Consider the following 8029-nt stretch of genomic DNA (forward strand, 5'->3'; position numbering starts at 1 on the left):
GTCAACTTAAGCCACATTACCAACGATAGGATACGGGGTGTGGGGGAAAGCGAGCAATTTTGGGGAGCTATGTATTAAACGGAGCCTGTTTGAAAAAAACATTGTGGATGAATAGGTGAGGTGAATGGTGGTAGGTGTGAGATTTTTTAGGCTCCAACAGACAATTCCATCCCGACACCCGACACCCGACACCCTTACTCAACCGAGCTTTCATGAAAATCCGACTCCTTAGAAGGCTTGCGTTAAAATGCAAAGAAAAGTGAACAACCACACAAAGAAATAGGGTATCTGGCGAATTTTACTTATGAGTACATCAGAAAGCACAAATCTTTCCAATGAGAAAACACTGGCGGCGATGAAGAATTTTGCCGAAACTTATGCTAAACGAACGGGCACCTACTTTTGTGCTGACCCGTCGGTAACGGCTGTCGTCATCGAAGGATTGGCGAAACACAAAGATGATTTAGGTTCACCCCTATGTCCATGCCGTCATTACGAAGACAAAGAAGCTGAGGTGAAAGCCACCTACTGGAATTGTCCTTGCATCCCCATGCGTGAGCGCAAAGAATGTCACTGTATGTTGTTTTTGACACCAGACAACGAATTTTCTGGAGAACAGCAGGAAATTACCATCGAGGAGCTTCAATCCATTCGAGATAGCATGGCTTAATTGTCTTTAAGTCATTGGTCATTTTCAACTCTAAATGACCAATGACTCATACTCTGGAATTAATCACCTATGACTGAGCAATTTTGGCAAGGTGTCGAGCAATTTAATCAACAGGAATTTTATGCCTGTCATGACACCTTAGAGGCATTGTGGATGGAGGCTGCCGAACCAAACAAACAGTTTTATCAAGGTATATTACAAATTTCGGTAGCTTGCTACCATCTCAATAATCTTAACTGGCGTGGCGCTGTCATCTTGCTTGGGGAGGGAATTAGACGCTTAGGTGACTACCAACCTATTTATGAGGAAATTCAGGTTACAGAGTTAATTGACCATAGTTATCAGCTTTTGCAAACCCTGCAAAAAACCGGAGCAGAAGGCATTGCTGATTTAGTAAAGTCATTAACAGCAAATCAACTCAGTCAGGAGGGGGCGTCAGAAATTGTTCGTTTACCTAAAATTATTCGAGTTAATTTAAGTTAATTGTAGGGATGGGTTTAAGGACTGTAGGGGCGGGTTTAGGGACAATTGTAGGGGCGGGTTTAGGGACTAAATTCAGCTATTCACCGATAACGGAACAACCAAACCCGCCCTCCTCACCGATAACGGAACAACCAAACCCGCCCTCCTCACCGATAACGGAACAACCAAACCCGCCCTCCTCACCAATAACGGAACAACCAAACCCGCCCTCCTCACCAACAACGGAACAACAAAACCCGCTCTTATTCCTAAATCCCAGGACTGGTTTTTTAGAATTATCCCCACCCAAATCCGAGATTCAGGTAGGGATAGGGAGTAAGTTAACTCTGAGTCGAGTCTTTACCAAGCAATTGCCCTTTAAGAGAATCAAACTCTTGAGCCAATTCTTGGCGACTTTCAGCTTTCCAAAGATAACGGGCAATAAACCAGATTGTGTAACCAATCCCAACAAGTTCAAAAATTGGGGCTAATAAAGGAATGTCGTTAATGGCATCCAGTACAGCGAGGGTAACATACACGGTGATAAAGCCGGCTATCACTAGACCAATCAAAATGATGGCTTGTTGGTACTCGTAATAAAATGCACTGATTATCGCCGGAAGTTTGGACAGGAAGTCAAACACAGGCTGCACCCATTCCTGCCAAGCTTGATCCGTGGTTTGACCCGCAGCGGGAAGCTTGGCTTGATTATTAGGCGGGAGTTGGGCAACTGTCCCAGGTTGGTCAACATTGACATCTACTTTAGACTCTGGGCTTTTTGTAGCGTCGGCTTGAGCCGTCTTGACCTCTGGGGGATTACCCTCAGTATATTCAGATTTTTGTGGATTCGGTTCCATAGTTCCTCTACTGTGACCTCAAGTAGGACATTTTATCGTTTGTCTGAGCAGGATGGGTATAATAGGCAGAATATTAAGCTTTCGCCTATCTTACCAAAAGTTTTTCTCATGACTTCGGTGGAAGCAAAAAACTGATACTCAAACTCTGCCATACCTGGCTCATTTACCTCAATCAGCGAGAATGATCCCGCTACAATCTTTGATTTAACGGTGGGAGAATGTCAATGTTCCCCTCTTCTATTCACTCGTTACGTGAGTGGGAAAGAAGCATCCGGAAGCCAAACAGCACCCAGATCCCCGACTTCTCTAAAAAGTCGGGGATCTATACTCTTAACGACTATGGAAGGCAGGGGCAGGGGTTTGATCGCTGACTACTAGACCAACATCATCATAGAGTAGATGGGGTACTCTCCCCTAAACAAATGTTAGAACAGGAGATGCGATCGCGTCCGGTTCTACCGATGATATTTCACCTGTACAATAGACTTCACAGGAGTTATTGGGACTTTCAATGAGTTTAACTTTATGCAGTTTCGCTCCTAATTTTTGGATCGGTGACTGGAGTAATTGCCGAATATAGATGGCAATATTTTCCGCTGTCGGCACAACCTGGTCAAAGTAAGGGATGTCTTTGTTCAGGAAGGTATGGTCAAAGGGTTCGACGACATAATCATCGATTACCTTCTGCAAGGCTCCCAAATCGACAATCATCCCAGTACGTGGGTCAATTTCCCCTTTTACGGTTACCTCTAAATGATAATTGTGTCCATGACCATTGGGACGAGCGCATTTGCCGTAGATTTCACAGTTTTGGTCATAACTGAGTTGGGGATGAGCCAGCCGATGAGCGGCGCTAAAGTGGGTCGATACGGTGAGATATGCTTCCATTCCGTTTCCTAAATAATCAGCCCAAAGTTCTGGATGTTCAAATAGCTGTATCTTGACAAGCGGCAAATAAGGTGCTAGCTTTTGCCAGATGACACGCGCAATGTTTTCGGTCGTAGGTAGGGTTTCCTGGAAGTCTAACCAAGTGTGATTCAGATAGGCATAGTCCAATTGGCTGGTGACCTCTTGCTTGATCACTTTTTTGACTTGCGATAGGTTTTGCACCATACCGTATTCGTCTAGGTCACCTTCAAGGGAAACAAATAGGACATAATTATGTCCATGACCGGGAAACTGGGCACCCCGACCGAATTTCTGCTTGTTTTGAGCTTCACTCAGTTCAGGTAACCAATAGCGATGACTGGCGGAGAACTGGGCGCGGCGGTTAATGATGCATTTCATGCGTTTTTGAGGCAAGTCAGAATCTTAAATTTCTGTAAATTAGCATTATTTCTAGAATAAACGAATATTGGTTAATTGGTCATTCGTCCTTTGTCATTGGCAATTCGTTTTTTGTTAATCATTCATTATAGAATTTATAATTAATAATTTAGATGCTTAATGGCATCTTGAGCGTCGTGGCGTAAGCTGGTGGCGATTCTGAAGAGTTCTTGACCAGTATGCAGGTAATGTTCGTCGTAGTTGAAGGTAAACCGTTCTAGCTCATCAATACCATCTCCCAACTGATTGAGACAGTAATACAAGTTTGCTGCAACACCAGCAACAAGGGCGGGATTGGGTTGGGAACGAAAGGTAATTTGAGCCTGATTGAGATCTTGACGACAGTTTTCTAGATACGTCTGAAAGTCTTCCATGAGTTCGTCGTCAAAGGGATCAGCAGCGAGTTGATTGATTTGAGTATTCAGGGATTTGAGAATGGGAATAATCAATCGATTCACTGGCTTATAGACTTGCTGCAACCAGATATCTAAGTGAGTGTCAGTACTGTACGATCGCGCCCGTTGACGTTGATACTGTTTTTGCGCTGCTTCGTTGCGCTGTTGGCGATTGCGGCGTTTGGCTGAAAACTGGGGATAGAAAAGCTGTTGATCGTAAGAATGGCGTCGCTGAGGATCGCTGAGAACTTCATACGCCCCATTAATCTCGATAATTTTTTCCGAGTTAGCGGTTTCAGTGTGGCTATCGGGATGAAAGCGTTTAGCTAAACGTCGGTAGGCTTGCTTAATTTCTTGGGCTGTTGCTTGCGGGTGGATATCTAATGTGTGGTAATGATTGTCATTCGTCATTTGTCATACTCGCGCAAGCGAGAAGCAAGCTACGTCATTCGTCTTATGTCACACTCGCTCCCAAAAAGAAGCAAGCTACGTCTTATATCCTTTGTTAGGGAACGGGGAACAGGGACATCGTAATATTAGATGTAATACATAATGTTCAACTGTTGCCTATTATTCAGTTTCTCCCATAAATCTTGCAGTGTATAGTCTCGCAAGATATCATTGGTGCGATCGCGGACTTCTTGCCAGGTTTCTTGGACGATCGCACTGGCTTCTGTTATCGCGCTTGTTTTGCTATCAGAGGCTATTGCGGTTGAACCATCTAGGCAGTTAATCACATCCAATAGGGTAATTGTCCAGGGTTCCCGCGCCAGAATGTAGCCACCTTTAGACCCCCGTTGGCTACGGACTAAATTGCCACGTCTCAAGGTTGCCAGAAGTTGTTCTAAATAGCGATCGGGAATATTTTGTTGCGCGGCAATCTGTCGGATTTGTAAGGGTTCTCCCTGATTGTAATGACCCGTGAGTTCTAGGAGAGCCAGTAGGGTGTATTCGGTCTTACAGGAGAGTTCCACAGAAATTGATTCATGTCAGGGCAATCATTCCCAGTATACTCCGGTTTTCCGGTGGGCTTTGTTGGTTTAGCTTAGACAAGCTGAAAAAACCCCGCTTACTGGCGGGGCTAGACAATTAATTAAGTTTTTCGGCTAGTTTTGCCGTTTGCGGAATTGACTTAGAACGTAAAAGTCGTTCTCAGAGTACCAATGACTGCATCTTCATTATCGTCATTCTGATCGGGATTAAGCAGCCAGATGACACCTGGAGTAACCGAGATATTATCCGTGAGTTGGTACTTGTAGAAAGCTTCAACGTGCCAGGGTAACTCGTCATCCTCTCGTCCAAAATTATCGCTTGGAGTATTAATACTTCCGGCGTAGGGTTGTACACCGCCGAAAATACCGAGTACGTTACCTTCCTTACCCAAGTCAGCCAAGGCTACGCCAGCACCATACGTCCAGATTTCACTATCGCCTCGACCAATTAGGATTGCATCGGTGTAGGCACCATAGCCACTAATTGAAATTGTTTCACTCAAGCGGAATGCTGCTTGTATCCCGTAACTGTTAGTTACCATAGGAACTCGGTCGTTGGCGTCCCCGACAAAGGAACCTGGGTTATTAGCCAGCCCAGTACCAACAATACCCTCACCAAAGTTGGGAAACTCGTCTGCACCACCACCACCGATATCAAAGATGGCGCTGCCAGCGTTATGATAACCGTGGACGTAAGTCGCACCAATACCAATCCGATCGCCAAGGTTGAAATTCAACTGGGCTAGTGCCGCATATTCACCGTTGAATATACCCAAGTCATCATTTGGATTTTCTGCGCCTGGACCTGCCAAGTAACCCACAGTCAACGTACTTGGTCCCAACACCCTTTCTAGCGGGCCTGCGCCTAAACTTATCGCTGCACCGGCGCCGCCACCGATGCGATAGATGGGGCTTTCGGACGCAAAGGCAGACAGCGCACCATTACCACCGTCATAATCTTCAAAGTAAGGATTGAGGGTAGGAGCATAGTCACTATGAATCCCGCCTGCGCCAGCCACGTAAATTTTTGAGCTACCAAAGGTGAAATAGTACGCTAGCCAGTCTACAACGACATCATTATTTCCGGTGTTGCCAATGTTGAAGGTCTGAGTCGAGCTAAAACCTGTACCAGTATTAAGTAGCTCAGCATTTCCGGCGGCTAGACGAGTCACCAAACGATCCTGACCGGTGAAGCTGGTATTCAGTTCTAGACGAACCCGGTCTTGGAAGACCGTGTTATTGTCAAAGTCAGAATTAAACTCGTCGGTGAGCGCAAAAATTACTTCACCCCGTAACTTGGTCGTCGTGGAGAACTGATTATCTTCCAGGAACGCCACACGACCTTCTAGGTTATCGACTCGCGCTCCTAGCGTCGCCAGTTCCGCTTCAAATTCCTGAATCAGCCGCCGCAGGGTTTCTAACTCAGTCTCGTCAAAACCACCCGTACCAATCAAACGCTCAATTTGATTCAAACAAGCATTCAAACCAGCGGCAAATTCGTAACGAGTCAGCGCCCGATTGCCCCGGTATGTACCATCTGGATACCCAGCGATACAACCGTAGCGTTCGACTAGGCTACGTAGCGCTTCATACGCCCAGTCTCCCGGAGAAACATCGCGTAACTGACCCACACTGGTCACTTGCCCGCTGGAGTTTCCGCCTTCGCTGCTGTAGTCATTGATTTGATTTAAAATCTCAGCGTCATTGGGCGCAGCAGGTACAGCTTGAGCCAAGGTCGGTTGTGCCTCTGGCTTCACCTCTAGACTGGCTGGAGTTAACTGTTCCGGATTAACCGCAATTTCCTCTGAAACCGTAATATCAGCAACACCATCGAACTGAACTTCTGGCGTTGCTGTTTGAGTGTCAGCGATAGGCAGATTGGCGCTATCGGCTGCACGTACTCCCACCGTAGATGCAACCAAGGTTACACCTAATACCGCTGGGCTAATAAGTAGAGACTTCCACAGTAATTTCGACATCTTCTGTCCTCACACCTTTACAGAAAGAATTTGATTGCCCTTCTCGCACTATGGTACATCGTCTATTGGCAGATGGTATTTTTTCGCTTAATTTTCTGGTTCATCTTGGAACTCTTGTCCATCTGCCAGTCAGTCAGCTTTTGTTAATACTGCCAATTATATATCTAAAATGGCTGCTTGTATTACACAAGCAGTCTTAGATGTCAAGCTTTTTAAACTGGTACTTAAGCCCTTGCCATATCCGCGTTTTACAGCTATGCGCTTAACTTGGACAGCGTTTGAGCCATCTCAAAGTCATTAGCTGTCAACCCCCCAGCATCATGGGTCGTTAGACTGATGGTCACCTTGTTATACGAAATCGCTAAATCAGGATGATGTCCAGCCGCTTCTGCTGGTTCAACAATCTTATTGACAAAGGCGATCGCTTCGACAAAATCTTTGAATTGGCGAGTTGTGTGTAACTCTTTCCCTTCAACAGTCCAGCCTTCTAGTGACTTGACTTTTTCTTGAATTTCTGAATCACTGAGTAATTCAGCCATACCTTTTCTCCCACCTTCAACTTAAAAAAATTCCCAAAAAACTATCCGCTCTCACGGGAAGTACCTCGATAAAATCTTCAGTACTTATAGTGAGAGCGGTCTAGCGGGTCTTCTGATTGAAACCAGACTGCCGGAAGGAACTCCTTAACCAGCCCAGTTTCTCAATATATGAGTTCTCCGAAGAGAACTGAGCTAACTGTTAGAGAACAGCCCCGGCGCACAGCCGGCTAACTCCAATCAGATGACCCATAATTTTACTACTATCGCTCATGGGCATCACCTCCTTAATCCCTGTACGGTTTTTTAATCCGATTAGTTATTTGGTGTTTATTCACCTTTAATTAGAATAACACACCATTTGGATTTGGCAAGGGGAAGCCAGGAAAGTTTTTCGTCATTCGTCATTTATCTGTAAGTGTAATGGTTTGAGGCTTGTTTACAAAACAGGCGTGAGCGTGCCGTTTTCTTTTGTCCGACTACTTAAACCCGCCCTGACCAAGTTTTGAGTTCTGAACCATCAACCATGAACAGAAAAAAACCCCTACCCGAAGGCAGGGGAGCAAAGTTGATGACTAAACCCAACTTATTAGAGTGCGTTACCGCGAGGTAGAACTTCCTCAGGGAATTCAAACTTCTGGTGGGGTTGGTCTTGAGGCGCCAACCAAGCTCGGACTCCTTCGTTGAGCAGAATGTTCTTGGTGTAGAATGTCTCGAATTCGGGGTCTTCCGCCGCCCGGATTTCCTGGGACACGAAGTCATACGCCCGCAGGTTTACCGCTAAGCCAATCACACCCACTGAACTCATCCAC

10 protein-coding genes and 1 pseudogene are annotated in these 8029 nt (G+C 45.7%); 2 read left to right on the top strand and 9 right to left on the bottom strand.

Going from position 1 to position 8029, the window contains the following annotated elements; translation table 11 throughout:
• Window positions 1–67: 67 nt before the first annotated feature.
• A complete protein-coding gene (locus tag RIG66_RS34225; protein ID WP_446384635.1) occupies window positions 68–214 on the bottom strand; it encodes a hypothetical protein in 147 nt (48 codons plus the stop codon).
• Between the two features lie 90 nt (window positions 215–304).
• On the opposite strand from RIG66_RS34225, the gene RIG66_RS34230 reads away from it, so the two are divergent.
• Both RIG66_RS34230 and RIG66_RS34235 read left to right on the top strand, forming a co-directional pair.
• Window positions 305–670: a ferredoxin-thioredoxin reductase catalytic domain-containing protein gene (locus RIG66_RS34230; protein WP_446384637.1), complete on the top strand. Its 366-nt coding sequence runs from the start codon at window positions 305–307 to the stop codon at window positions 668–670.
• Between the two features lie 69 nt (window positions 671–739).
• Window positions 740–1153 carry a DUF309 domain-containing protein gene (locus tag RIG66_RS34235; RefSeq protein WP_446384639.1) on the top strand — a complete coding sequence of 138 codons (414 nt, stop codon included), beginning with the start codon at window positions 740–742 and terminating at the stop codon, window positions 1151–1153.
• A 72-nt stretch (window positions 1154–1225) separates the two neighbouring features.
• Here the strand turns inward: RIG66_RS34235 and RIG66_RS34240 are convergent, their stop codons facing one another.
• From RIG66_RS34240 to RIG66_RS34275, 8 genes and pseudogenes are all read right to left on the bottom strand, one after another.
• The gene (locus tag RIG66_RS34240) at window positions 1226–1354 is read right to left on the bottom strand and encodes a hypothetical protein (protein ID WP_446384640.1); all 129 of its coding nucleotides are present in this window, start codon (window positions 1352–1354) and stop codon (window positions 1226–1228) included.
• A gap of 119 nt (window positions 1355–1473) precedes the next feature.
• Window positions 1474–1989 carry a CAAD domain-containing protein gene (locus RIG66_RS34245; protein WP_006099737.1) on the bottom strand — a complete coding sequence of 172 codons (516 nt, stop codon included), beginning with the start codon at window positions 1987–1989 and terminating at the stop codon, window positions 1474–1476.
• 414 nt (window positions 1990–2403) lie between these two features.
• On the bottom strand, window positions 2404–3276 hold the full coding sequence (locus RIG66_RS34250) for a 6-pyruvoyl trahydropterin synthase family protein (RefSeq protein ID WP_446384641.1): 873 nt from the start codon (window positions 3274–3276) through the stop codon (window positions 2404–2406).
• Window positions 3277–3416: 140 nt separating this feature from the next.
• Window positions 3417–4121 (bottom strand): J domain-containing protein, encoded by a 705-nt coding sequence (locus RIG66_RS34255; RefSeq protein WP_446384642.1) that lies wholly within the window; start codon window positions 4119–4121, stop codon window positions 3417–3419.
• 125 nt (window positions 4122–4246) lie between these two features.
• Window positions 4247–4684 (bottom strand): RrF2 family transcriptional regulator, encoded by a 438-nt coding sequence (locus tag RIG66_RS34260; RefSeq protein ID WP_446384643.1) that lies wholly within the window; start codon window positions 4682–4684, stop codon window positions 4247–4249.
• Window positions 4685–4842: 158 nt separating this feature from the next.
• Window positions 4843–6681: an iron uptake porin gene (locus tag RIG66_RS34265; RefSeq protein ID WP_446384644.1), complete on the bottom strand. Its 1839-nt coding sequence runs from the start codon at window positions 6679–6681 to the stop codon at window positions 4843–4845.
• Window positions 6682–6935: 254 nt separating this feature from the next.
• Window positions 6936–7220 carry a 4a-hydroxytetrahydrobiopterin dehydratase gene (locus RIG66_RS34270; RefSeq protein ID WP_446384645.1) on the bottom strand — a complete coding sequence of 95 codons (285 nt, stop codon included), beginning with the start codon at window positions 7218–7220 and terminating at the stop codon, window positions 6936–6938.
• 586 nt (window positions 7221–7806) lie between these two features.
• Window positions 7807–8029 (bottom strand): annotated as a pseudogene (locus RIG66_RS34275) (photosystem II D2 protein (photosystem q(a) protein)); the annotation flags it as partial.

The organism is Coleofasciculus sp. E2-BRE-01, from assembly GCF_040221695.1.
Classification (GTDB): domain Bacteria; phylum Cyanobacteriota; class Cyanobacteriia; order Cyanobacteriales; family Coleofasciculaceae; genus Coleofasciculus.